We start from the raw sequence: 22,092 nt of genomic DNA, 5'->3' as shown, positions 1-22,092 counted from the left end.
TTGTGATACTGATGCAATACGATCGTACCGCCAATGGCGAACGGAGGATCCGTACGTGGACGAGGTCGTGCGGCCCAACATCGGAGCGCAGTTCCGTCGGCGCCGCCTCGGGCACTTCCGGGACGCGCCGGCCTACGCGCGCTACCGGCGGACCTACGACCGGGCCATGGCCGTCCTTCCGCCTTACGACGGATTCCAGGACGTGCCGACCGGCTTCGGCATGGTCCGCGCCTACCGCTTCGGCGCGGACGGCGCCGACACCCGAACGCCGCTCCTCCTGCTGCCGGGACGCACCGCGTCCACCCCGATGTGGGCGCCGAACCTCGCCGGCCTCCGCGCCTCCGGCCGCGTCGTCTACGCGATCGACCTGCTCGGCGAGCCCGGCCTCTCGGTGCAGAGCAGACCGTTCGCGAGCGCGGCCGACCACGGCGTGTGGCTCGCGGAACTCCTGACCGGGCTCGGCCTCGACCGTACGCACCTGCTGGGAGTGTCGATCGGCGGGTGGACCGCCTTCCGGCTCGCCCTGCACGCCCCGGAGAAGGTCGCCTCCCTGAGCCTGCTCGACCCCGCCTGCCTGTTCGGCCGGATCACCTGGAAGGCGGTGGCCGTCTCGCTGGGAGCGGTGGGGCCGCTCCCCGAGCCGTGGCGCAGGCGACTGCTGCGCTGGATTTCCGGCGGTGCCGACGTCTCCGAAGACGAGCCGGTCGCCGCCCTGATCTCCGCTGGGATGCGGGACTTCGCCGCCTTCCTCCCTCCGCCGACGTACCCCTCGGACGAGGAGGTCGCCGCGGTCGGCGTACCGGCCCTCACCGTGATCGCCGGGCGCAGCATCATCCACAATCCGGGCAGGGCCGCGGAACGCGCCCGCCGGCTGCTCGCCCACGGCGTCGTCGAGCTGTGGCCGGACGCCTCCCACGCCCTCAACGGCGAGTTCCCCGAGCGGGTCGCCGCCCGGGTCCTCGGCTTCCTCGAACGGCTCGACGCGGACGACGCGCTCCACGGCCGTCACTGACCATCGTCGCCGCCGGGCCCGTGCTCGCCGCACGGGCCGTAGGCGTCGGCAGGGCGGTCACAGGCGGCGGCCCTGACGGTCGATCACCACCGCGAAGACCCCCGTCACATCCTCGTACGGCGGTTCCACGGCCATGTGGCCCCGCTGGGCGTCGATCCACAGGACCTCGCCCCGGCAGTTGACGGCGTTCCACGCGTGGCTGCCTCCCCCGGCCCATCGGGTGATAAGGACGGCGGCGGCACCGTGACCACCGAAGATCAGCCGCTGCGCGATCGCCACGTACGCCCGGCGGCCGTGGCCCACGTATTCGAAGCGGTGCCCGAGCCACTCCTCGGCGCGGGCGACACCCCCGGTCTCCCCGGTCAGCAGGGGGCGTCCCGACCCGTCGTACTCCGGCTGCCTGCGCGCCGCCACGACGGGCTCGCCATGCCAGGTGGACATGACCGACAGCGCGCAGTCGACCGCGTTGTTGGACCTGAACGCGTCCTCCGTCGGGCCTTCGGCGTTGATCAGGCGGATCCAGGTGCCCCGCGGGTCCGGGAAGCGCCCGCTCACCGCCTGCACGAGGCTCACCTGGCCGCCCGGGTCCGCCTCGGCCAGGCCGCCGGGCCTGCCGTACGGGCGGGTCTCCTCCAGCCGTCGCGGGCGGCCCGGGCTGTCGAGCCAGTCGCGCTCGGTCTCGTCGTGCAGCACGGCCGACCAGAAGTCGTCCGCGTCATCGAGGTCGCCCGTCTCCGGACCGTCGTCGGCGCCCATGTCCGGCTGCGCGGGAAGTGTCGGCGCGGGTGCGGTCTCGACGAGCCACTCGTCCTGTCGGGCCGGGGCTGCGGCGTCGTGTCCCGTCTCGGGCATCGGCTCGCCCGGCCGATCGCTCTCGTCGGTCGTTACGGTCGTCAGGGCCGTCGCGGCCGTCCGGGTCGTCTCGGCCGTCATGGCCGTCGTGACCTCGTCTTCCGCCGCATCGTCCTGTTCCCCCCCACGGTCCTGTTCCGCCGCACGGTCCTGTTCCGCCGCACCGTCCTGCGTGCCTGCGGCCGCCGTCTCCACGTGGTCCCTGCTTTCCAGGGAATCCTGGGGCTCGGCCGATTCCTCGGCGTCGCCCTCGTACTCGCCCTCGGCGTCGAGGCCGGCGTCGATGTCGGTGTCGGTGTCGTCCGCCTCGGTTGCGGCCGTCAGGCGCTCCACCATGTGAGTGAGATCGCCGGAGTCGTGCGAGCCGGGCTCCCCGGCCCCGGACTCCTCCACGCCGGGTTCCCCCACGCCGAGCGTCCCCAGACCGGGCACCCCGACTCCGAGCGCCCCCACGTCCGGCTCCCCCAAGCCGGAAGGTTCCGCGCCGGACTGTGCCGCCTCAGACCCTGCCGCCTCGCACCCTGCAGCCTCAGACCCTGCCGCCTCGCACCCTGCCGCCTCGGACCCTGTTGCCCCGGAGGCCGCCGCGCTCGACTCTTCGAGGATCGACGACGCGCCCTCAGGTGCTGTGGCGGTCAGTTGAGCAGCCTCCTCGGCGTTCTCCTCGCCACTCTCCTCGGCGCTCTCCTGGGGCGCCGCCTCGTCCGCCGTGTCGCGGGCAGCCTCCCCATCGGCGTCCTCGAAGCCACCGGCATCCCCGGCATCCCCGGCGTCTTCCTGGTCTCCGGTGCTCCGGGTGGCCTCGGCTCCGCCGGGCGTCACGGCGGGGACGGCCTCCCGGGGGTCTGACGACCCCGCGCGCCGCCCGGCCGGCGTTCCCAGCCCGTGGCCTCCGCGTCCCCCGTTCTCGCCGTTCCTCGCGGCCGGCACCACCGGCAAGGTCACGGTGTCCACGCCCAGCGGCAGCGCCGCCAGCCGTACCTCCAGGCGCCGGTCCTCCAGCGAGGGAGCAGGCGCCTCGGCGGCCTGCTCGTAGTCCCGCCATCGCCGGCCGTCGGCCGACACGACCGGGTTGTACACACCGGACGGCAACCGCCACCTCCCGTGGCGGCGCGCCCTCTCCTGGTTCACGCGCTTGGCCCCCCTCCTCGCGCACATCAGCGTGCCGATGGTAGAGGCGGGCCGTCCGGGGCACGGCGGGTTTTTCCAACTTCAGACCCGACTTCCGACCCGGCTTCAGATCCGGCTTCAGATCCGGCTTCGATCCGACTGCCGGCCCGGCTCTCCGCCGGAGATCGCGCGGGGACGGTCAGCGGGCCGTGACGGTGATCGTGTGGAAGCCGGTGGCGCCGTCGGGGGCGGGCGGGGCCTCGTCCGCGGTCTGCGTGTAGCCGGACGCGTCGGTGGCCCGCACGGCGATCGTGTGCCGGCCCGGCGTCAGGACGAGGTCGAGCGACCACTGCCGCCAGGTGTCGGGCCCGGGGACCTGCGCGAGTCTCGCCTGCTGCCACGCGCCGCCGTCCACCCGCACCTCCACCGCGTCGACGCCGCGGTGCTGGGCCCAGGCGACGCCCGCCACGGTCGTACGGCCCAGCGTGACATCGTCCCCGTCACGAGGCAGGTCGATCCTCGACTGGGTCTTGATCGGGCCCTTGGGAGCCCAGCCGCGCGGCGTCCAGTAGGCCTCGTCCTGGTCGAACCGGGTGACCCTGATCTCGGTGACCCACTTCGTCGCCGACACATATCCGTACAGTCCGGGCACGACCTGGCGGACCGGGAAGCCGTGGGACTCCGGGAGCACCTCGCCGTTCATGGCGACGGCGAGCAGCGCGTCGCGGCCGTCCATGACCACGTCGACCGGCGTGCCGCAGGTCCAGCCGTCCTCGGAGACGCTGAGCAGCATGTCGGCCTCGCGCCGGATCCCGGCCTCCCGAAGCACGTCGGCGAGCCGGGCGCCGAGCCAGCGGGCGTTGCCGATGTACGGCCCGCCGACCTCGTTGGACACGCAGGTCAGCGTGACGTCCGCTTCCATGAGAGGGCGTTTGAGCAGGTCGGCGAAGGTCAGCTCGACCGGTCTGTCCACCAGGCCGTGGATCTTCAACGTCCATCGGGCCGGGTCCACCGACGGCACGACGAGTGCGGTGTCCACGCGGTAGAAGTCCGCGTTGGGGGTGACGAACGGCGAGAGGCCGGGAATCCGCAGGTCCGCCCCGGCGGGGATGGGCGCGGCCGGGCGGGCCGCGCGCGGCAGCATCCTGGACACGCCGCGCCGGGCCAGTTCGGCGTCCTTGGAGCCCTTCAGCAGCCATCCGCCGAACCCGGCGACGCCCGCCACCGCGACCCCCGCGGCCGCTCCGGTCAGGAGCCTGCGCCGGTCGAAGGCGTACGGCACGGCGTCCGATCCGACACCCGGCCCAACACCGGATCCCGCGCCCGACCCTGTGCCCGGCCCTGTGCCCGGCCCTGTGCCCAACCCCATGCCCGCCCGCATGACGGCCGGCATGGCGGGCGACGGCGCGGGCTGCCGAGCGGACGACGGCACGGACCGCTGAGCGGGCGACGGCGCGGGCGGCCGGCCGGGCGATGGCGCGGGACCGGACTCCGCCGCGCGGCTCCCCTCCCCCGCGGCCCTCGTGCTATCTGCCGGCGCGGGCGCCGCCAGGACCCTGCCGCCTTCGGCGCGGTCGGCGGCCCGGCTGGCCGCCACGTAGTCCTCCTCGCCGCTGCTCAGGGCGCGGCGCTTCAGACGCGGCAGCGTCCACGCGCCGGCCGCGGCGCCGACGAGCGAGGGCAGCACGTGCGCCACCCCGGCGTCCGGCCGGGACAGCGCCGCGGCGGCGCCGACGAGGCCGAACACGGCCAGGCCCAGTGTGCCGTACGCCGTCCTGCGGCGGGCGAGCAGGCCGAGACCCGCGGCGACGAGGGCGAGCACGACGACAATGCCGCCGAGCAGGACCGGCTTGTCGTTGGAGCCGAAGGTGCGGATCGCCCATTCCTTGAGACCGGCGGGCGTGGCGTCGACCATGGCGCCGCCCACGGCGACGACCGGCGCGGCGGCGGGATCGATCAGACCGGCGACGATCTGGGCCACCCCGAGCGCCACCGCGCCGGCGACGAGGCCGGTCAGCGCGGCCGCCCAGGCGGGCATGCGGGTGCCTGCTGCGTTCACGTCCTGAACGCTACGCCCGTCCGCCCGCCCGGGTCTTACGGCGTCATTACGAGAGGGGTTACGAGACCACCTGGGCGATCACCGGGGCGATGGCCCGGAACGCCTTGCCCCGGTGGCTGATCGCGTCCTTCTCCTCGGCCGTCATCTCGGCCGTCGTGCGGGTGTCGCCGTCCGGCACGAAGATCGGGTCGTAGCCGAAGCCGCCCGTGCCGCGCCGCTCGCGGATGAGGTGGCCGTGCACGGCTCCCTCCACCACGTGCTCCTCCCCCGTCGGCAGCGCGAGCGCGGCCGAGCACGCGAAGTGGGCCTGGCGGCGGCCGTCCGGCACGTCGCCGATCTGCGCGAGCAGCAGGTCGAGGTTGGCGTCGTCGTCGCCGTGGCGCCCCGACCAGCGGGCGGAGAAGATGCCCGGCATGCCGTTCAGGGCGTCGACGCACAGGCCGGAGTCGTCGGCGATGGCGGGCAACCCGCTGACCGAGGCGACCGCGTGGGCCTTGAGCAGCGCGTTCTCCGCGAACGTGAGCCCGGTCTCGGCCACGTCGCCGATGTGCGGGAACGCCTCAAGACCGACGAGCTCGACCGGCACGCCGGCGTCGGCGAGGATCCGGCGCAGCTCCACGATCTTCCCGGTGTTCCGGGTGGCGAGGATCACCTTGTTCATGCTGTCGATCTCCCGTGAATCAGGCGAGGGCCTCGGCCTGCAGACGAGTGAGCTCCGCGCAGCCGGCCGCGGCGAGGTCGAGCAGGCCGTTGAGCGCCGTCCGGTCGAACGGCGTGCCCTCGGCGGTGCCCTGCACCTCGACGAAGTCGCCCCTGCCGGTCATCACCACGTTCATGTCGGTATCGGCCTTGACGTCCTCGCTGTAGTCGAGGTCGAGCATCGGCTCGGTGCCGACGACGCCGACCGAGACGGCGGCGACCGAGTTCACCAGGGGGTCGCCGGGGCACATCCGGCGCTGCCGCATCCAGGCGATCGCGTCGGCGAGGGCGACGTACGCTCCGGTGATGGCGGCGGTGCGGGTGCCGCCGTCGGCCTGCAGCACGTCGCAGTCGAGCACGACGGAGTTCTCCCCCAGGGCCTTGTAGTCGACGCACGCCCGCAGGGACCTGCCGATCAGGCGGGAGATCTCGTGGGTGCGCCCGCCGATCTTGCCGCGGACCGACTCGCGGTCATTGCGGGTGTTCGTCGACCGGGGCAGCATCGCATACTCGGCCGTCACCCAGCCGAGTCCGCTGCCCTTGCGCCAGCGGGGCACGCCGCTTTCCACCGTCGCGGCGCACAACACCTTGGTGCCGCCGAACTCCACCAGTACGGAACCCTCCGCGTGGGCGAGCCAGTTCCGGGTGATGGTCACGGGGCGAAGCTGGTCTGAACGACGACCGTGTGAACGAGCCATACGGGTCACCCTAGGTCATACACGGCCCCGCTCCGCGCCAACTCCATCGGCCCGGCGAAGCCGCCGCGCGAGGCGTCCTCCAGGATGCGCGACTTGTCGTACCACGGGACGAGATGGGTGAGGACGAGCGCGCCGGCCTCGGCGCGGGCGGCGTGCTCGGCCGCCTGTCTGCCGCTCAGGTGCAGGCCGGGGGTCAGGCCCGGCTGGTCGAGGAAGGACGCCTCGCACAGCAGCACGTCGGCCTCGTGCGCCAGCTTGACCAGCTCGGCCGACTCGCCGGTGTCGGCCGAGTAGGCGACGGAGCGGCCCTGGTGGGTGACGCGGAAGCCGTAGGTCTCCACGGGGTGGTTCATCGGGGCGGCCGTCACCTCGAACGGGCCGACGTGCCGGGTGCCGGGCGACAGCCGTACGAAGTCGAAGGAGTTCTCCATTACGGGCTCGTCCGGCATCGCGTACGCCGCGTTGAGCCGCTTGGAGGCGCCCGCCGGTCCGTGCACGGGCACCTTCGGCAGGGGGCCGTCGGGGGTGTAGGTGCGCACGACGTGGTAGGCGCACAGGTCGAGGCAGTGGTCGGCGTGCAGGTGGGACAGGAGGATGGCGTCGACGTCGTAGAGCCCGGCGTGCCGCTGCAGCGCGCCCAGCGAGCCGTTGCCGAAGTCCATCACCAGCCGGAAGCCCTCCGCCTCGAAGAGGTAGCAGGAGGCCGGACTGTCGGGGCCGGGAAAGCTGCCCGAGCATCCGATGATCGTCAGTTTCATCGAGAACTCCCTACGCCGCTGACGTCGCCGATGCCGGAGGCGGTCCGCTCCACCGACTGGAGCTCGGGACCGAGGAAGCGCTGCCCGAGCCGTTCGAACAGCTCGGTGTCGCCGGTCGCGCGGAAGTGGTGGCGCGGCTCGCCCGCGCCGTTGGACAGCCCGCGGTCGTGCAGGACGCGGTAGACGTCCTTGGCCGTCTCCTCGGCGCTGGACACCAGCGTGACCCCGTCCCCGGCGACGTACGACAGGGCGCCGGTCAGCAGTGGATAGTGCGTGCAGCCGAGGATGAGCGTGTCGCACCCCGCGTCCTGGATCGGCTTGAGATAGCCCGTGACCACCTCGATGAGCTCCTCGCTCATCGTCTCGCCCCGTTCGACGAACTCCACGAGCAGGGGCGCGGCCACCGCGACCAGCTCGACGTCGGGGGCGGCGGCGAAGGCGTCGTGGTAGGCCATCGACTCGATCGTGGCCCGGGTGGCGATCACGCCGACCCTGCCGTTCCTCGTGGCCCGCACGGCCCGCCGGGTGGCGGGCTGGATCACCTCGACGACCGGGACGTCGTAGCGCTCCCTGGCGTCCCTGAGCACGGCCGAGCTGGCGCTGTTGCACGCGATGACCAGCATCTTCACGTCGTGCTCGACCAGGTGGTCCATGACCTCCAGCGCGTATGCGCGGAGCTCGGCGATGCTCTTGGGCCCGTACGGCTGGTGGGCCGTGTCGGCCACGTAGAAGATCGATTCGTGGGGTAGCTGGTCGATGATCGCCCGGGCGACGGTCAGGCCGCCCACCCCGCTGTCAAAGATCCCGATCGCCCTGGTGTTGTCCTCCGGCACGCTTCCCAAGGTTAGGGGACTGATCCCCGCCACAGACGGTAAGAATGCTCACATCGCGCGCCGGGCGGCGGGGACGTACGGTCTAGCCTCGGCCCAGGCGCGCGATCTGGCGCGACTGGGCGACCAGCCGGCCCGCCGAGTCCCACACCTCGACCTCCTCGTCGAACCAGCCGTCGCTGATCAGGCGCCCGCCGCCGATCAGGGTCAGCCACCCGGGCGCGGGCAGGGCCCGCAGGTGCCAGGTCAGCTCCACCGTCGGGGCCCAGCCCCGCGCCCCCGCCGAGAACACGACCGGCGGCAGCGCGTCCACCGCCAGCGCCAGCACGTACGGGTCGGGGTCCTGCGGCTCCACCAGCCGGAAGTACGCGCGTGACTCGGGCCGTCCCGTCGGCGTGCCGGTGAGCCAGCCGATCGTGGGCGGGTCGAAGGCGAGCTCCATCCGGGCGCTGAGGTTCATGTTCGACTCGGGCTTGGGCTGGGGCAGGCGCACGCAGCCGGCCAGGTCCGGCATGACGGCCGACGGGCCGTCCGCCCAGTCGGGGACCGCCTCCTCCGCGAGCGTGGCGGTCGTGACGAGCATCTCGATGAACGACTCGCCGTCCTGGACGAGCCGCGCCCGGGTCATCGCCGCCGTACGGCCCGTCTTGAGCGGTTCGAGCAGCACCCGGGCCGGGCCCGGCCGGGCCACGCGAAGGAACTGGGCGCTCGTCGAGATCGGGTGCGCATGCGGCGAGGCGTCCACCACGGCGCGCAGCATCGTGGCCATGAGGTAGCCGCCGTTGAGCGGCCCTCCGATGGAGTATCCGTCGTCGAGACACACGTCGTAGGTGGTGTCGTCGACCCGGATGGCCTGCGTCGCCTCGTCGAACTTGGTCATGCGCCCCTCGCCGCTCTACCGAATAATGTTCTGCTCATTACTCTAGCGTGGCACTCCGGCGGATCCCACGGCCCGCGCGCGTGAGACAGCTCACGCGAGCGGGCCGGACCGGGGTGGGCTCGCGCGCGGCCCGCCGGGCGTGGCCGCGCCGCGCTCGAGGTCAAGCGGGCTGCAAGCGCACCGCTACCGGCCGCGCCTACCTTCGCGGCGTACCTGACGACGACGCCTGTGAGTGAGCCCCCATGTCCCCCGACACCTCCCCCAACCCCCCGAGCCCCTGGCGGCCGGGTGACGAGCCCGACCTCGACCGCACCGTCGCCTATCGCATTCCCCGCGCCGCCGCGAGCGAGCCGCACACCGTGCGGCTGCCGTCCTGGACGGAGCCGGAGGAGATCGGCTTCGCCACCGTGCCCGGCCCGCCCGCCCCGCCTCGCAGCGAGGGCAGGCGGGGGCGCGGCTGGATAATCGCGCTGGTGGCCGCCGTGCTCGTCGGGGTGGTCGCCGGCGGCGGCGTATGGGCCGCTTCGAAGCTCAGCGGCGGCGGCACGCAGCCGCAGGACGTGCTGCCCGCGAACGCGATGGCCTACGTGCGGCTCGACCTCGACCCGTCGGCCGGGCAGAAGCTCGCGTTGTTCGGCATCGCCCGCAAGTTCTCCGCCACCCGCGACGCCTTCGGCGGGGACGACCCCCGCAAGGCCCTCGTCACCGCGCTGCAGAAGGACGACCCCGAACTGTCGAAGATCGACTACGCCAGGGACGTCGAGCCCTGGCTGGGCGACCGCGTCGGCCTCGCCGTGCTCCCCGGGGACGGCGGCGGCGACCCCGTCGGGGCGCTCGCCGTACAGGTGAAGGACGAGGCGGCGGCCCGGACCGGCATCGCCAAGATGGGCCTCGGCGGCAAGGGCGGCCTGGCGTTCCGCGACGGGTACGCCGTGATCGCGACGAGCCAGAAGCTGGCCGACGAGTACGTCAAGGCGGCGCCGCTGTCCGGCGATCCGCACTTCGCCGCGGACCTCGGCGCGCTGGGCGAGCAGGGCGTGCTGTCGTTCTGGATGGACGTGGAGAAGGTCGCCGGCGCGGGCTGGAGCGAGGTCGCCGCCACGCCCGTGCTGGAGCAGATCAAGGGCATGCGGTTCGCCGGCGCCCTCCGGTTCTCGGGGGACTACGCCGAGCTGGCCGGGATCACCCGCGGCGGCACGGCCGTGCAGGGCCGGCCCGAGCCGGTGAGCATCGGCGAGCTGCCCGCCTCCACGGTCGCGGCGGCCTCGGTCTCCGGCCTGGGCGACCTGCTGCGCGAGCAGTGGCCGTCGATCGAGCAGGCGGCGAGCGACTCGGGCGGCGCATCGGTCAGGCAGGCCCTCGACCAGGCGCGGGCGCAGTATGGCCTGTCCCTGCCGGACGACCTCGCGACGCTGCTGGGCCGCACGTTCACGCTCGCCCTGGACGAGCAGGACCTCGACGGCGCGCTGCCCCGGATCGGCGCCGTGGTCACGACGGACACCGCCAAGGCGCGCGACGTGGTCGACCGGCTCAGGGGCCATCTGAACGGCATGGAGAGGTCCGCCGACATCGCCACCGCCGAGGGCGACGGGCGGTTCGTGATCGCGAGCACCCAGGAGTACGCCGACGCGCTCAACGGCGGCGGCACGCTCGGCGAGAGCGAGACCTTCCGCCTGGCCGTCCCGGACGCCGCGAACGCCACCTACGCCGTGTACGCCGACCTCGACCGGCTGGAGAAGCTCTACCTGCGCGCGCTGAACGACCAGGAGCGCGCCGACGCGGAGAAGCTGCGGGCGGTCGGTCTCAGCGGCACCCACGGCGAGGACGGCTCGACCTTCACCCTCCGGGTCGTGTTCAACTGAACCCCATACTCCGGCTCATCCCGTCCGAACCGGATCTCCGGCCCACCCATGCCGGAGCGGGCGGGGTGAGCCGGTCGGCGTTCGACGGCGATCAGGCCCAGAGCTGGCCTTCGAGCCGGTCCTCCGCCTCGTCGAGGGTGCCCTCGTACGCGCCGGTGGACAGGTATTTCCAGCCGCCGTCGGCCACGATGAACACGATGTCGGCCCGCTCGCCCGCCTGGACGGCCTTGCGGGCCATGCCGATGGCGGCGTGCAGGGCGCAGCCCGTCGAGATGCCCGCGAAGATGCCCTCCGCGGCCAGCAGCTCACGCGTGCGGCGCAGCGCGTCGGCCGAGGTCACCGAGTAGCGGGTGGTCAGCACGGACGCGTCGTACAGCTCGGGCACGAAGCCCTCGTCCACGTTGCGCAGGCCGTAGACCAGCTCGCCATACCGCGGCTCGGCGGCCACGATCTTCACGTCCGGCACCTGCTCGCGCAGGTAGCGGCCGACTCCCATGAGCGTGCCGGTCGTGCCGAGCCCCGCGACGAAGTGGGTCACGGTCGGCAGGTCCGCGAGGATCTCCGGTCCGGTCGACTCGTAGTGGGAGCGCCAGTTGGCGGGGTTGCCGTACTGGTAGAGCATCACCCAGTCGGGATGCTCGGCCGCGAGGCCCTTGGCCACCCGCACGGCCTCGTTGGAGCCGCCCGCGGCCGGCGAGGAGATGATCTCGGCGCCCCACATGCGCAGGAGCTGGCGGCGCTCCTCGGAGGTGTTCTCCGGCATGACGCAGATCAGCTTGTAGCCCTTGAGCCGGGCCGACATCGCCAGCGAGATGCCGGTGTTGCCGGAGGTCGGCTCCAGGATCGTGCAGCCCGGCGTGAGCAGCCCGTCCTTCTCGGCCTGCTCGATCATCCACAGCGCAGGCCGGTCCTTGACCGACCCGGTCGGGTTGCGGTCCTCCAGCTTCGCCCAGATCCGTACGTCGGGAGACGGCGAAAGCCGGGGCAGACCCACCAGCGGGGTGCGCCCGACCGAGTCGATCAACGAGTCGAAGCGCATTTAGCGCGCTCCGCCCGCGACGGCCGGGAGCACGGTCACGGTGTCGCCGTCGGCGACGGGGGTGCCGAGCCCGCCGAGGAAGCGTACGTCCTCGTCGTTGAGGTAGACGTTGACGAAGCGGCGCAGCCCGGACTCGTCGACCAGCCGGTCCTTCAGGCCGGGGTGACGCGACTCCAGGTCGCCGATCAGCTCTTCGAGGGTCGCTCCCTTGGCGTTGACCGCCTTGGCGCCATCGGTGTAATTGCGGAGGATCGTAGGAATGCGGACCTCGATGGCCATGTCGGCTCAATCTCCTTGATCAGTGGTCGTCGTTATGGTGGAGCGTCCACCTGCTCTGAACATGGGCAGGCGGGCGGCGATTCCAGCGGCCTTCTTCCCCCGACGCCGCGTGGGCGACCGGGTTCAGCGACAGTCGTAGACGACGACAGACGGCGTGTGCGCGAAGAGGAATGCCTGAACAGGCGATTCCGGGCGCACCCGGCGCGACAGGACAGCCGGTGACGACACGGGACGAGCGTCATCGTTAGCCATGGCTCAAGTTTAACCGTACGACTCTACGATCTTGACTTCCTCCTCGGTCACGACGCCGTCCACGATCCGGTAGGACCGGAAGGGCGTCTCCTCCTCCGAGGCGGTCGACACCAGCACATAGTGGGCGTCGGGCTCGGAGGCGTAGCTGATGTCCGTACGGGAGGGGTACGCCTCGGTGGCGGTGTGGGAGTGGTAGATCACGACGGGCACCTCGTCGCGGTCGTCCATCTCCCGCCACACGCGGAACTGCTCCATCGAGTCGAACCGGTAGAACGTCGGCGAGCGCTCGGCGTTCTCCATGGGGACGAACCGCTCGGGACGGTCGGATCCGGCGGGCCCGGCCACGACACCGCACGCCTCGTCGGGGTGGTCGGCCCGGGCATGGGCCACGATCTTGTCGACCAGCTCGCGTGAGATCGTCAGCATGCTGCGAAACCTACCAAAGCGCCCTGACAAGGGTGTCCTGCAGGTAGGTCAGCCAGTCGTAGGTCACGTACGCCGGATAGCGGGGGTCGTCCTCGGACATCGAGGCGATCTCCTCGTGGACCTCCTCGGTGACCTCCAGCCGCACGCCGAGCGCGAGCCGGACGTCGTTGAGCGCCCGCAGCCACGCCTGTCCCTGCTCGGCCGTCAGCGTCAGCAGGCCCGGCGCCGCGGTCTCCAGCAGCGTGGTCGCGTCGGCCCGCTTGGCGTCGCGCAGCGTCGCCTCGGTGTAGCGCCGGAACTCCTGCGCCGCGTCCTCGTCGTCCGAGTAGGCCGAGGGGAACAGCCGCGCGAGCACGGGGTCGGCCGACGGGGCCGCGGAGCCGATGCCCAGGGCACGCTCCAGCGGGTCGTCGCCGGTGGCCCCCGGCTCGACCAGGCCGAGCACCTGCGACACCAGCGAGCGCAGGATCGACACCTCGCCCGCGTCGAGCTGTACGGCCACCCCGTCGCCGGTCGCCTGGAATCCCGTGCTCATCACCTGTCCTGCTGGACGGTCGCCCACAGCCCGTAGGAATGGAGGATCTGCACGTCCCGCTCCATCTCCTCCCGGGTGCCGCTGGCGACGACGGCCTTGCCCTTGTGGTGGACGTCCATCATCAGCTTCTCGGCCTTCTGCCGGGGATAGCCGAACACGGTCTGGAAGACGTACGTGACGTACGACATCAGGTTGACCGGGTCGTTCCACACGATCGTGAGCCACGGCAGATCGGGACGCACGTCCGACGACGGACGCTCGACCTCGGTTGGAGCTGTGCTACCCACGTACCCATCCTGCACCACGACCGTCGTAGTCTTCGACACGTGCGCACGACCACGGGCACGGCCCTGCTGACCGACCGCTACGAACTGACGATGCTCCAGGCCGCACTCGCCAGCGGTGCGGCACATCGGCGGGCGGTCTTCGAGGTGTTCGCCCGGCGGCTGCCCGGAGGACGGCGCTACGGGGTGGTGGCCGGCACCGGGCGGTTCCTCGACGCGCTCGAGGCCTTCCGCTTCGAGGAGCGGGACATCGAGTTCCTGTGCTCCGCCGGGATCGTGAACGAGCCCACCGGAGAGTTCCTCGCCGGCTACCGCTTCTCCGGCGACGTGTACGGCTATCGCGAGGGCGAGGCGTTCTTCCCCGGCTCTCCGATCATGGTCGTGGAGGGGACGTTCGCCGAGGCCGTGCTGCTGGAGACCGTGGCCCTGTCGATCCTCAACCACGACTGCGCGATCGCGGCGGCGGCCTCGCGGATGGCCCAGGCGGCCGGCGACCGGCCGCTCATCGAGATGGGCTCGCGCCGCACCCACGAGTACGCCGCGGTCGCCGCCGCAAGGGCCGCCTACCTGTGCGGCTTCGCCTCCACCTCCAACCTCATGGCCGGCCACCTGTACGGCGTGCCGACCGCCGGCACCGCCGCCCACGCGTTCACCCTTCTCCACGACTCGGAGGAGGAGGCCTTCCGTGCCCAGCTCGACTCCCTCGGGGTCGGCACCACCCTGCTGGTGGACACCTACGACGTGGCGAAGGCCGTACGAACCGCGGTGAAGCTGGCCGGGCCCGATCTCGGCGCGGTGCGCATCGACTCCGGCGATCTCGCGGCGGTGGCGGTGGAGGTGCGCCGCCTGCTCGACGAGCTGGGCGCGACCCGCACGCGGATCGTCGTCACCAGCGACCTGGACGAGTTCGCGATCGCGGCGCTGGCCGCGGCGCCCGTGGACGCCTACGGCGTCGGCACCGCCCTGTCCACGGGTTCCGGCCATCCGACGGCGAGCCTCGTCTACAAGCTCGTCGCCCGGGAAGACCGCGCGGGCCGGCTCCAGCCGGTCGCCAAGGCGTCCGTCGGCAAGCCGAGCATCGGCGGGCGCAAGTGGGCCTACCGCAGGACCGTCGGCGGCACCGCGACCGCCGAGATCGTCACCCGCGAGCCGGTGGAGACGGACGACCGCCCCCTGCTGGCCGAACTCGTGCGGGACGGCAAGATCGTCGGCCGCGAACCCCTGGCGGCCGCCCGCGACCGCCACCGGGCGACTTTGTCCGAGTTGCCACTGGAAGCGCGCAGCCTCTCCCCCGGAGACCCCGCAGTCCCTACTATCTTCAAGTGATCGCGGGGGACCGGCGCATGAGGACGACGCCGGTCCTCCGTGATCGCCACTGTGAGGTGACCCGATGAAGACCGCGCTCATCGTCGTGGACGTGCAGAACGACTTCTGCGAGGGCGGCAGCCTGCCGGTCGGCGGCGGCGCCGAGGTGGCCGCCGCGATCAGCCGCCACATACAGGAGCACCCGTACGACCACGTGGTCGCCACCCGCGACTACCACGTCGATCCCGGCCCCCATTTCTCGGCCGAGCCCGACTTCGTCAACTCGTGGCCGCCGCACTGCGTGGCCGGCACCCCCGGCGCGGACTTCCACCCGGCCTTCGACACCTCGAAGGTCGAGGAGGTCTTCAGCAAGGGCGAGCGGCAGGCGGCCTACAGCGGGTTCGAGGGCGCCAACGCCGACGGCGTGGGCCTGGCCCAGTGGCTGCGCGAGCGCGGCGTGGAGGCCGTCGACATCGTCGGCATCGCCACCGATCACTGCGTCCGGGCCACCGCCCTCGACGCGGCGGCCGAAGGCTTCGCCGTACGGGTCCTGCTGGACCTGACGGCGGGCGTGGCCCGGGAGACGACCGAGGAGGCGCTCGCCCGCCTCGCCGAGGCCGGGGTCGAGCTCGTCGGGGAGCCCGTCCTCCGTTCCTGATCCGCGACACCGACGAGCCGTGCAGCCGGGACACGCGCAGGACATCAATGGCTTCACCACGAAGCGTCACGGGTGTATTACCTAGAGCGACGACCCCTTCGTGGATTGGCGGCCCCGATGTTCGCGTTCCTGCTCGGCCTCAGCTGGCTCGTCCTGACCCCGGTCTGCATCTGGCTGCTCTTCGGCCGCGGCCACAAGGGCGTGCTCCGCGTCACGGGCGCGCTGACACTGGCGGCCCTGCAGACGGTCACGATGACCGTGGGATTCGCCCAGGAGCCCGCCCGGGTCCCCGCCCAGACGGTCGCCGTACGCGACCCGCGCGCCGACGCGAGCCGACCGGCGGACGCTGGGCCCACGCCGTCCCCCGGTGTGGCGGCGGCCGCGACACCGTCCCCGGCACCCGGCGCCCCGCCCGCCTGCGACTCCCGCGTCCCCGACCCCCAGGCCGTGCGGCTGTCGTTCCACGGCAGGACCCTGCACGGCCTCACGGTGTTCTGGCCCGCATCGCCCGCGCAGTGCGACACCGCGACGGTGGCCGTCCACCAGGCCGGGCGCCGGCTGCGCATCTGGGTGCAGGAGGGCGGCGACGCGCGGCGGCACGAGGGAGCGCACAACGTCCCCGTACGCGTTGAGCAGGGCATGGCCTCCCTCAGCCTCCGGCTCGGCTCGGTCACCCGGCACCACCGGCGTTACGTGGCGATCAACGGCCACACCGGCGACAAGATCCCGCTGCGCTCCCGCACCTCATAGCGTCGCCGCGAGGGCGAAGACGAGCCGTTCATAAATCGCGAGAAATGAGGACACGACGCGTAGAACACGCGGAGCCGGGTGAATATTCGTCACACCGCTAGCGAAAAATCCTCACCCCACCGACGGACCCGCGCAAAATCCGCCGCGAACATTCCCATTCCGGCAGCCTTCGAGCTGATAGCAATTACCTCCGCGCACGCACAGCGCTCTTGTTTCCCCCCGGCGAAGCCCCGGCTACGCTGCGAGCAGCATCGGAGGACATGCATGTTGACGCTCGAGGAACGCGTCGATCTCCTGGAGCAGGAAATGGTCAGTCTCGGCAAGAACAATCGCCTGGAGGCGACGATACGCGCCTATGACTCCCAGCAGATGGTCTGGGTCAAGATCGACGCGGTGGGCGAGCGGCTCACCCGGGTCGAGCAGATGGGCGAGCGGACGAGAACGGACATCGGCGTCCTCAAAAGCCAGATGGCCGCCGCCAGTCGCCGGTTCGACCGCGTGGATCACGAGATCGCGCGCCTGGACGGGCGCATCGACGAACTCAGCAATCGGGTCGACACCCTGACCGGCCAGGTGGACACGTTGACCGGCCGGGTGGACACCCTCACCGGGGAGGTCGAGACCCTCAGAGGACACGTCGAGGTCCTGACCGGCCGAGTGGACGGCCTCACCACACGCGTGGACACACTCACCAACCGCGTCGACACCCTCACCGGGCAGGTGAACGTGCTCACCGCTCGTGTCGACGGGCTCACCGATCAGGTCGAGGCCCTGACCGGCCGCGTCGACGGCCTCACCACCCGGGTCGACGCGATGAGCGGCCAGGTGACCACACTGACGGAACAGGTCGACGGCATGGCCGACCACCTCCGCAGGATGACCGACATGAACAAGACGATGTTCACCTCGGTCCTGACCCGGCTGGAAGATGTGTACGCCCAGATCCGGATGAGAAACCTCGCCGACCGACCGGCCCCCCGGCGCGTGGAGGATGCCGAGGACGGCGGAGCGGAGGCGTCCGCCTGATCGACCCGGCCCGGAATCCGGAGCCCGGGGAGGGGCCCAGGCAGTGCCCGGAACGGCTTGCCGCAGGTCCTCCTGGCCCGCCCCGGGTAGCCGGCGCGACGACACCGCGGTTCGCCGCCCCGCAAGGGACCGGCGAGCCGCGGTCCGTCACCCGTCGGGCGGCAGGCCGTCAGCAGACACCGAACGACTCTTCGGCGCACTCTGGCTGCTGCCGCCGGAGGCGCGCGTGCACGAGCCGCAGGTCGTGCTCGACGGCGACCAGAGGCGCGACGCGTCGCCCGGTCCGGCGCGCTGGACCACGCGCGTAGCCGTACGGCCCCGATGGAATGACCGCGAGGTCACTTGCGCTGGGTGGCCCACTTGCGGATCATCGCGATGCGCTCGCGGACCTGTTCGGCGGTGGCCTGGGCGATGGCGGGGCCCCCGCAGGCGCGGCGCAGCTCGGCGTGGATGACGCCGTGCGGCTGACCGGTGCGGTGGTTCCACGCGCCCACCAGGCCGTTCAGCTCCTTGCGGAGCTCGGCGAGCTGCTCGTGCGGCGCGAGGGCGGGGGCCTGCTCCTCGCTCTTCTTGGTCTTGCGCTTGGCCGCCTGCTGGTCGGCCTGGCGCTTGCGCAGCAGTGAGGCCACCTGGTCGGGCTCCAGCAGGCCGGGCAGGCCGATGAAGTCCTCCTCCTCCGGGGAGCCGGGCGCGGCGGCGGTGCCGAACTCGCCGCCGTCGAACAGCACCCGGTCGAAGGTCGCGGACGCCTCCAGCGTCTGGAAGGGTAGCTCGTCGCCGAGCGCGTCGGGCTGCTTCTTCTCCTGCTGGGCCTGTTCGAGCAGGAGGTCGTCGAGGCCGTCCTCGTCGCGGCGGCGGCCCAGCACGTGGTCGCGCTCTTCCTCCATCTCGCCAGCGAGGCCCATGAGGACGGGCACCGAGGGCAGGAAGACCGACGCGGTCTCGCCGCGCTTTCGGGCGCGGACGAAACGCCCGACGGCCTGGGCGAAGAACAGCGGGGTCGAGGTGCTCGTGGCGTAGACCCCGACGCACAGCCGGGGAATGTCGACACCCTCGGAGACCATCCGGACCGCGACCAGCCAGCGCCGGTCGGAGGCGCCGAAATCCTTGATCTTCTTGGACGCGCCCGGGTCGTCGGAGAGCACGACCTCGGCGCCCTCGCCGGTCACCGCCCGGATGTGCCGGGCGTAGGCGCGGGCCGCCTCGTGATCGGAGGCGATGACCAGGCCGCCCGCGTCGGGCACGCCCCGTCGCACCTCGGTGAGGCGCCGGTCGGCCGCGTGGATGACCTGGCGGATCCAGTCGCCCTTCGGGTCGAGGGCGGCCCGCCACGCCTGCGAGAGCTGGTCCTTGGTCAGCGGCGTGCCCAGCGTGGCGGCGATCTCGTCGCCCGCCCGCGTCCGCCACTTCATCTCTCCCGAGTACGCGAGGAAGATGACCGGCCGGACGACGCCGTCGGCCAGGGCCGGGCCGTACCCGTAGGAGTAGTCGGAGACGCTCCGCATCGCCCCCTCGCCGTCCTCGACGTAGGTGACGAACGGGATCGGGCTGTCGTCGGACCGGAACGGTGTGCCGGTCAGCCCGAGTCGCCTGGTCGCGGGCTCGAACGCCTCACGGATGCCGTCGCCCCACGACTTCGCGTCGCCGGCGTGGTGGATCTCGTCGAAGATCACCAGCGTCTTGCGCGCCTCGGTGCGGGCCCGGTGCAGCGCCGGGTGCATGGCGATCTGCGCGTAGGTGACCGCGACTCCGATGTAGTCGCGCGAGGTGGCGCCCTGGCTGTTCTTGAACTCGGGGTCGATGCTGATCCCGACCCGGGCCGCAGCGTCGGCCCACTGCCGCTTGAGGTGCTCGGTGGGGGTGACGATCGTGATGGCGCGCACGATCCCGCGGCTGAGCAGCTCGCTGGCGATCCGCAGCGCGTACGTCGTCTTGCCCGCGCCGGGGGTGGCGACGGTCAGGAAGTCGCGCGGCTCGCGGCTGAAGTAGAGATCGTAGGCCTGCTGCTGCCATGCGCGCAGCTTGGGGGCGGTGCCCCAGGCGGCTCTGTCGGGGTAGGACGGGGAGAGGTGGGACGCGGCCGAAACGCTCAACGACGCCTCCCCGAACTCATCGGAACACTGGTGTCTCTATCGGTTCGCTCCCTCACAGTGGATTCAGACTAGCCCGCCAGACCGACAGAACGCGCCGAGCACGCGCAGCCCGGCCGGAATTACCAGGTGTGGTCCCGGCCACAGGAGTCCTTAGTGCGATCGGCACAGTGACCTCGCCCATGAGGCACGCGTGGGGGTACATCGGGGAGAAACAGACGTGCCACATCCGCAGCAGGCAGATACGAGGCTCGACAGCCGAGAAGTCGCGTTGGTGTGGGGCTCGTCGGCGCGCGCTCCGGCGGCCTGGGCCGGCCGGCATGGAGTGGGTCGTGCATCAACCCGGTATCACCTTAAACGCGACCGCGCACGTGATCTGGTTCTCCGCAGATTCACGTGCGCGGTTGCCTCACCGACTCACGCCGGTCACCTAGAGCCGGGCCGCCAGCCCGGCACCCACATGCGCGTGGAGCCGAGCGGTGAGACGCGCCGCAGACGGGGACGGGTCCGCCTCAACGGCAGTGCCAGACTCGGGAGCGTCGGCCGACTTCGGCCTGAGCCTCGGCTGCGGTTTCTCGGAAGGCTCCGACTCCGAGGGCGGGGAGACATCGGCGCTCGCCAAGGTCCCATCGAAGAGTGTCTTGACTCCCAGAGGCTCGAAGTCATAGACCGCGTCGTTGATGCGCAGGCCATCGACCGCCCCGTGGAAGGGGCCGTCGTTGCTGCCCTTGTTGATCGCGATGCTGTAGGTGATGACCGCATCCGGCAGAAGGGCCTTGAGCTCGGCAAACGAGCACGGATTGGCCTGCGTGCAGGTGGTCAGCGTGCCGGGACGGGTCATGTACCACCGGCTGCCCTCTGCGCTGGCGTCGTACTGCTGCCACACGTTGGGGAGCGGGGTCGACGGGGCCGACGGCGCCACCGAGGTGTTGGGCAGGTAGACCAGGCTGGAGTAGTTTCCCGTCTCCGGCCTGTTGGGGTCGACCTCCAGGTTGAGGTTCGGACGGTTGATGGTTGGGAAGACGTCGGCGTCGGCTCCAGTGAAGATCCAGTACGTCAGAGTGTCAATGTCCGCGAGCGGTATGTTCGCGAAGTCCGTCTCGTTGCCGAACTGGATGTGATCCGTGTTCCCGCCGACGATGAGCCCTAGGCTGCCGATGCCGTAGGGCGGCGGCTGCTTTGCCGCAGGTGCATCGCTGGTGCGGCCGTATGGGCCGCCACGCAGCACCGCGCTGGGGTCGCCCGATGTATTGCGGTAGATGACACCCCAATGGTCACCCGTATAAGGACCGAGCTTTGCGTTCGCCGGATGTGCTGCAGTCATGCTGGCGGCACTGGCGACGGCAACGCCCGATGCGGCGCACGCCAGAAACTTGGAGAATCTCATTTGACTGGTCTCCTGGAGAGGGCTAGAGAAATTGCGCAAAAGGGGTGGCCGACCAAGCCAAGGCCACCGAGCTGGGACAGGTCTGGCGCCTTGCCCAGGTGAACTTGATCCGATTCGGGAGTGCTTGAAAACACGCCCATAACCGGGTAGGCGAAGGTGGGTGCATGGCCCGCAGGAGGAGCCACGTTCTCCCAGCGGCGCCCCTGCCCCACTTCGTTTCGAGCCTGGGGGGAGATCCCGTCAGTGCGCGGGCAAAGCACGCCTTGCCCGCGCACAGCGAGGCTTTATATGCCAGGAAGACCTGCTTCCGAGATGGCCTTCCGCACTCCGGCAGATGGTGGCGAGCACCATTTCCTACAGCCAACCAGGGCGGACAGCCCGGCGAGAGCAGCTTCCTCTACCGACGTCCGCCCTGATTCGCCTGTGCCGGACCCTCCATCAGCTAGTCGGGAGCAGGCTGGCCGTGCTGCAGTTGGTGGCGCTGAGCGGAATCTCGTTGAACGAACGGCCGCCGGCGATCGCCGGATTCACCACGGAGACGGTGCAGTCGGTGAACAGAATGCGGCCGTCCGCCCTGCGAACGCTGACCCGCAGCAGACCCGCCGGATCCCCCGTGTTCGGAAGAGTGATGGGTGCGAGGGCTGTGGCGCTGGTCAGGACAAGCGGCCTGCTCGGTGACGGAGCCAGGGCGATGTCATACAGGAAGGCGTTACCGAAAACCGGCGTGAGGTTGACCCAGCGGTTGTTGTTGCTGTCGAAGACCCACGCGTTTCCCCTACGGGCGGAACCGGTGTAGTGGTTGGAGCGGTTGGGGAACAGATCGGGCACGGGCGTGTCGATAACGCCGGTGGTCCTTGTCTCAGCGAGTTCACCGGTGAAGCCCGTGACGACGTTGGTAGCGTCCAGGCGCGGGTAGGGAAGGTTGGCCTTTGGCTTCTCCCCCGTCGGGCTTGCCGCCTGCGTGGCGGGGGCGGTCTTCGTTGTGGTGGCATTCGCTGCGACCGCGCCCGAGAGCCCCAGGGTCGCGCAGGTCACCGCCGCCGCGGCGGACCACATCAGCAGGCGACCGGCGCCACGCGAACCAGAGGCCGAGCTGCTCCTACGAGAAATCAATTTGATTTCCCCCCATGGTGAGAGAATTGGTCTTTCCGGGTCACCGCGTTTTTCGTGCGATGCGACATTGAAGATACCTGTCAGGGGAAACGCGGGCAGCGAGCCACTTATCGGATAGCGGCAAACAGATGTTACGCCTATCTCAAAGGCGTCCCGGCGATCCCACTATCTCCTCTTATTCCATGAGT

General features: G+C 71.3%; 21 protein-coding genes. 6 read left to right on the top strand and 15 right to left on the bottom strand.

What is annotated here, in order from left to right:
* Nucleotides 1-55 precede the first annotated feature (55 nt).
* Nucleotides 56-1,012 (top strand): alpha/beta fold hydrolase, encoded by a 957-nt coding sequence (locus tag FLX08_RS12650; RefSeq protein ID WP_208761409.1) that lies wholly within the window; start codon nt 56-58, stop codon nt 1,010-1,012.
* A 57-nt stretch (nt 1,013-1,069) separates the two neighbouring features.
* Here FLX08_RS12650 and FLX08_RS42025 read toward each other — a convergent pair whose 3' ends face one another.
* The 7 genes from FLX08_RS42025 to FLX08_RS12615 all read right to left on the bottom strand — a co-directional run bounded on the left by FLX08_RS42025 (nt 1,070) and on the right by FLX08_RS12615 (nt 8,898).
* Nucleotides 1,070-2,995 carry a toxin glutamine deamidase domain-containing protein gene (locus tag FLX08_RS42025; protein ID WP_244312589.1) on the bottom strand — a complete coding sequence of 642 codons (1,926 nt, stop codon included), beginning with the start codon at nt 2,993-2,995 and terminating at the stop codon, nt 1,070-1,072.
* A 178-nt stretch (nt 2,996-3,173) separates the two neighbouring features.
* The gene (locus FLX08_RS42020; protein WP_341874324.1) at nt 3,174-5,033 is read right to left on the bottom strand and encodes a molybdopterin-dependent oxidoreductase; all 1,860 of its coding nucleotides are present in this window, start codon (nt 5,031-5,033) and stop codon (nt 3,174-3,176) included.
* 58 nt (nt 5,034-5,091) lie between these two features.
* Nucleotides 5,092-5,694 (bottom strand): RdgB/HAM1 family non-canonical purine NTP pyrophosphatase, encoded by a 603-nt coding sequence (gene rdgB, locus FLX08_RS12635; RefSeq protein WP_142619018.1) that lies wholly within the window; start codon nt 5,692-5,694, stop codon nt 5,092-5,094.
* 19 nt (nt 5,695-5,713) lie between these two features.
* A complete protein-coding gene (gene rph / locus FLX08_RS12630) occupies nt 5,714-6,430 on the bottom strand; it encodes a ribonuclease PH (RefSeq protein ID WP_142619017.1) in 717 nt (238 codons plus the stop codon).
* A gap of 5 nt (nt 6,431-6,435) precedes the next feature.
* Nucleotides 6,436-7,188 carry an MBL fold metallo-hydrolase gene (locus FLX08_RS12625; RefSeq protein WP_142619016.1) on the bottom strand — a complete coding sequence of 251 codons (753 nt, stop codon included), beginning with the start codon at nt 7,186-7,188 and terminating at the stop codon, nt 6,436-6,438.
* Nucleotides 7,185-8,021 carry a glutamate racemase gene (gene murI / locus FLX08_RS12620; protein ID WP_425280622.1) on the bottom strand — a complete coding sequence of 279 codons (837 nt, stop codon included), beginning with the start codon at nt 8,019-8,021 and terminating at the stop codon, nt 7,185-7,187. The genes FLX08_RS12625 and murI overlap by 4 nt, the downstream gene beginning before the upstream one ends.
* Nucleotides 8,022-8,103: 82 nt before the next feature.
* Entirely contained in the window at nt 8,104-8,898 is a 795-nt protein-coding gene (locus FLX08_RS12615) for a thioesterase family protein (RefSeq protein ID WP_142619014.1), read from the bottom strand.
* Between the two features lie 242 nt (nt 8,899-9,140).
* On the opposite strand from FLX08_RS12615, the gene FLX08_RS12610 reads away from it, so the two are divergent.
* Nucleotides 9,141-10,760, top strand: a complete 1,620-nt coding sequence (locus FLX08_RS12610; protein WP_142619013.1) for a DUF3352 domain-containing protein — start codon at nt 9,141-9,143, stop codon at nt 10,758-10,760.
* Nucleotides 10,761-10,851: 91 nt separating this feature from the next.
* On the opposite strand, the gene FLX08_RS12605 is transcribed toward FLX08_RS12610, so the two are convergent.
* From FLX08_RS12605 to clpS, 5 genes are all read right to left on the bottom strand, one after another.
* Nucleotides 10,852-11,799, bottom strand: coding sequence for a PLP-dependent cysteine synthase family protein (locus tag FLX08_RS12605; RefSeq protein ID WP_030510924.1), 948 nt, complete (start codon nt 11,797-11,799; stop codon nt 10,852-10,854).
* Nucleotides 11,800-12,078 (bottom strand): MoaD/ThiS family protein, encoded by a 279-nt coding sequence (locus FLX08_RS12600; RefSeq protein WP_142619012.1) that lies wholly within the window; start codon nt 12,076-12,078, stop codon nt 11,800-11,802.
* A gap of 261 nt (nt 12,079-12,339) precedes the next feature.
* Nucleotides 12,340-12,756 carry a M67 family metallopeptidase gene (locus tag FLX08_RS12595; RefSeq protein WP_142560302.1) on the bottom strand — a complete coding sequence of 139 codons (417 nt, stop codon included), beginning with the start codon at nt 12,754-12,756 and terminating at the stop codon, nt 12,340-12,342.
* A 10-nt stretch (nt 12,757-12,766) separates the two neighbouring features.
* A complete protein-coding gene (locus FLX08_RS12590; RefSeq protein WP_142619011.1) occupies nt 12,767-13,291 on the bottom strand; it encodes a DUF2017 domain-containing protein in 525 nt (174 codons plus the stop codon).
* The gene (gene clpS / locus FLX08_RS12585) at nt 13,291-13,578 is read right to left on the bottom strand and encodes an ATP-dependent Clp protease adapter ClpS (RefSeq protein WP_030510928.1); all 288 of its coding nucleotides are present in this window, start codon (nt 13,576-13,578) and stop codon (nt 13,291-13,293) included. The genes FLX08_RS12590 and clpS overlap by 1 nt, the downstream gene beginning before the upstream one ends.
* 39 nt (nt 13,579-13,617) lie before the next feature.
* Here clpS and FLX08_RS12580 point away from each other — a divergent pair, with 39 nt between their 5' ends.
* The 4 genes from FLX08_RS12580 (at nt 13,618) to FLX08_RS12565 (ending at nt 17,314) form a co-directional block, all read left to right on the top strand.
* Nucleotides 13,618-14,901: a nicotinate phosphoribosyltransferase gene (locus FLX08_RS12580; RefSeq protein ID WP_142619010.1), complete on the top strand. Its 1,284-nt coding sequence runs from the start codon at nt 13,618-13,620 to the stop codon at nt 14,899-14,901.
* Nucleotides 14,902-14,965: 64 nt separating this feature from the next.
* Nucleotides 14,966-15,538: a nicotinamidase gene (locus FLX08_RS12575; RefSeq protein WP_142619009.1), complete on the top strand. Its 573-nt coding sequence runs from the start codon at nt 14,966-14,968 to the stop codon at nt 15,536-15,538.
* Nucleotides 15,539-15,655: 117 nt separating this feature from the next.
* Nucleotides 15,656-16,288, top strand: coding sequence for a hypothetical protein (locus tag FLX08_RS12570; RefSeq protein ID WP_142619008.1), 633 nt, complete (start codon nt 15,656-15,658; stop codon nt 16,286-16,288).
* 264 nt (nt 16,289-16,552) lie between these two features.
* The gene (locus FLX08_RS12565; RefSeq protein ID WP_142619007.1) at nt 16,553-17,314 is read left to right on the top strand and encodes a hypothetical protein; all 762 of its coding nucleotides are present in this window, start codon (nt 16,553-16,555) and stop codon (nt 17,312-17,314) included.
* Between the two features lie 338 nt (nt 17,315-17,652).
* Here the strand turns inward: FLX08_RS12565 and FLX08_RS12560 are convergent, their stop codons facing one another.
* The 3 genes from FLX08_RS12560 to FLX08_RS12550 form a co-directional block, all read right to left on the bottom strand.
* Nucleotides 17,653-19,407, bottom strand: coding sequence for a DEAD/DEAH box helicase (locus tag FLX08_RS12560; RefSeq protein WP_142619006.1), 1,755 nt, complete (start codon nt 19,405-19,407; stop codon nt 17,653-17,655).
* A gap of 427 nt (nt 19,408-19,834) precedes the next feature.
* A complete protein-coding gene (locus FLX08_RS12555) occupies nt 19,835-20,791 on the bottom strand; it encodes a hypothetical protein (protein ID WP_142619005.1) in 957 nt (318 codons plus the stop codon).
* 438 nt (nt 20,792-21,229) lie between these two features.
* Nucleotides 21,230-21,904 (bottom strand): hypothetical protein, encoded by a 675-nt coding sequence (locus tag FLX08_RS12550; RefSeq protein ID WP_142619004.1) that lies wholly within the window; start codon nt 21,902-21,904, stop codon nt 21,230-21,232.
* Nucleotides 21,905-22,092 lie beyond the last annotated feature (188 nt).

This window comes from Microbispora hainanensis (assembly GCF_006874475.1).
In the GTDB taxonomy this organism is placed as follows: Bacteria; Actinomycetota; Actinomycetes; order Streptosporangiales; family Streptosporangiaceae; genus Microbispora; species Microbispora hainanensis.
This window is presented reverse-complemented; position numbering and strand designations above follow the sequence as displayed.

Excerpts from the sequence above, each read along its gene's own strand:
- rdgB (WP_142619018.1), bottom strand. The coding sequence starts at position 5,694 with ATGAACAAGGTGATCCTCGCCACCCGGAACACCGGGAAGATCGTGGAG.
- rph (WP_142619017.1), bottom strand. The coding sequence starts at position 6,430 with ATGGCTCGTTCACACGGTCGTCGTTCAGACCAGCTTCGCCCCGTGACC.
- FLX08_RS12625 (WP_142619016.1), bottom strand. The coding sequence starts at position 7,188 with ATGAAACTGACGATCATCGGATGCTCGGGCAGCTTTCCCGGCCCCGAC.
- FLX08_RS12615 (WP_142619014.1), bottom strand. The coding sequence starts at position 8,898 with ATGACCAAGTTCGACGAGGCGACGCAGGCCATCCGGGTCGACGACACC.
- FLX08_RS12610 (WP_142619013.1), top strand. The coding sequence starts at position 9,141 with ATGTCCCCCGACACCTCCCCCAACCCCCCGAGCCCCTGGCGGCCGGGT.
- FLX08_RS12605 (WP_030510924.1), bottom strand. The coding sequence starts at position 11,799 with ATGCGCTTCGACTCGTTGATCGACTCGGTCGGGCGCACCCCGCTGGTG.
- FLX08_RS12600 (WP_142619012.1), bottom strand. The coding sequence starts at position 12,078 with ATGGCCATCGAGGTCCGCATTCCTACGATCCTCCGCAATTACACCGAT.
- FLX08_RS12595 (WP_142560302.1), bottom strand. The coding sequence starts at position 12,756 with ATGCTGACGATCTCACGCGAGCTGGTCGACAAGATCGTGGCCCATGCC.
- FLX08_RS12590 (WP_142619011.1), bottom strand. The coding sequence starts at position 13,291 with ATGAGCACGGGATTCCAGGCGACCGGCGACGGGGTGGCCGTACAGCTC.
- FLX08_RS12575 (WP_142619009.1), top strand. The coding sequence starts at position 14,966 with ATGAAGACCGCGCTCATCGTCGTGGACGTGCAGAACGACTTCTGCGAG.
- FLX08_RS12570 (WP_142619008.1), top strand. The coding sequence starts at position 15,656 with ATGTTCGCGTTCCTGCTCGGCCTCAGCTGGCTCGTCCTGACCCCGGTC.
- FLX08_RS12565 (WP_142619007.1), top strand. The coding sequence starts at position 16,553 with ATGTTGACGCTCGAGGAACGCGTCGATCTCCTGGAGCAGGAAATGGTC.
- FLX08_RS12555 (WP_142619005.1), bottom strand. The coding sequence starts at position 20,791 with ATGAGATTCTCCAAGTTTCTGGCGTGCGCCGCATCGGGCGTTGCCGTC.